Annotated in this window: 1 protein-coding gene; it reads right to left on the minus strand. The window is 73.9% G+C overall.

What is annotated here, in order from left to right; all coding sequences use genetic code 11:
• Nucleotides 1–59: 59 nt before the first annotated feature.
• A partial coding sequence (locus KMS84_RS38565) for a family 2 encapsulin nanocompartment cargo protein terpene cyclase (RefSeq protein WP_256921217.1) occupies nucleotides 60–1,207 on the minus strand: 1,148 nt, incomplete at its 5' end.

The following is a 1,207-nucleotide window of genomic DNA, read 5'->3' on the forward strand; positions in this document are numbered from 1 at the left end:
GGCCGGGATCCGCGCGGTGGCGGTGGAGGTCGTTTCAGTGGTCACTGGGGATCCGTTCCTTACCAGAAGTCGGGCAGGCTGTAGCGGTAGGTGTTGGTGCGGTGCCAGTCGTGGTTGCCGTCGACCCAGGCGGCCACGCCTCTGAGGAAGCGCAGCACCGGGGGCAGGGGGCAGGCCGCCGCGAGGTCGGCCGCGGCGGCCTCGAAGGCGTGCTGGAGCTGGTTGTGGATCTCGACGGCCTTCAGATAGGCGTCGCGCTCGCCGAGGTCCTCGCGTTCGGCGAGCACCACCGGCAGGTTGAGGTGACGGCCCGGGCTGTCGAGTTCCTTCGTGTACGAGTAGAGGTCGTTGACGATGGTGGTCGCGTTGCCGGCGAGCGCGATGACCCGTTGCATGTCCGGCCGGGCGTGCAGGTCCGCCGGCAGTTCGTAGCCGCCGACGGTGTCGGTGATCGTCGGACAGGGACGGAAGTTGTTGAACTGGCGCATGGCCAGGTACTCCCACACCTGCGGGACGTGACCGGTCTGCGCCCAGGCGGCCTCGGCGAGGTAGCCCAGGTGCAGCCGGGCCATGTCGTGCCGGTAGCGGTCCGCCTGGGCGGGGGTGGCCGCGCCCGTGAAGTGGTCCATGGCGCTGCGGTACGCCCGGCGCGGGGCGTCCGAGGCGAGGGACTCCCGCCAGGCGGACGCGTACGGCTCGCTGGTGTGGACGTGGTCGAGCGCGGTGTGCGCCAGCAGCAGGCGGCCGCCGAGGCCCACGGGCGAGCCGCCGTGGTCCTCGCAGTAGCAGTCGTCCACCGCGTTCTCCGCGACCATGAGCCGGGTGGCGAGCATCAGGTGGTCGACCGTCGGGGCGTCGGGATGGCAGCCGACCATGTAGCGGCCGACGCTGAAGCCGTCGAACTGCCCCTCCCACTCCTCGGGGTAGAGCCGGACCTCGTCCTCGGCCCAGTGCTTGATCCGGCGGCTGACCTCCTCGACGCGCGCGGGGTCCGGCTCCGGGACGCGATGGTGGTAGAGACCGGGGACGGCGCGCCCCGGGGCGGACGGAGCGGGCGCGGGGGGCGCCGGGGCCGCCGGCCGCGACCGGTGCCTGCCGGCCAGGTCGAGGGAGGCGGTGCCCAGTCCGGTGGGCCCGGGCAGGACCGCTCGGGGGGCAGGGGCGGCCGCGGCGGCCTCCGGCGCGTCCCGTACGGCGGGGGCGGGCG

The sequence above is a fragment of the Streptomyces hilarionis genome (genome assembly GCF_024539675.1).
GTDB classification, from domain to species: domain Bacteria; phylum Actinomycetota; class Actinomycetes; order Streptomycetales; family Streptomycetaceae; genus Streptomyces; species Streptomyces hilarionis.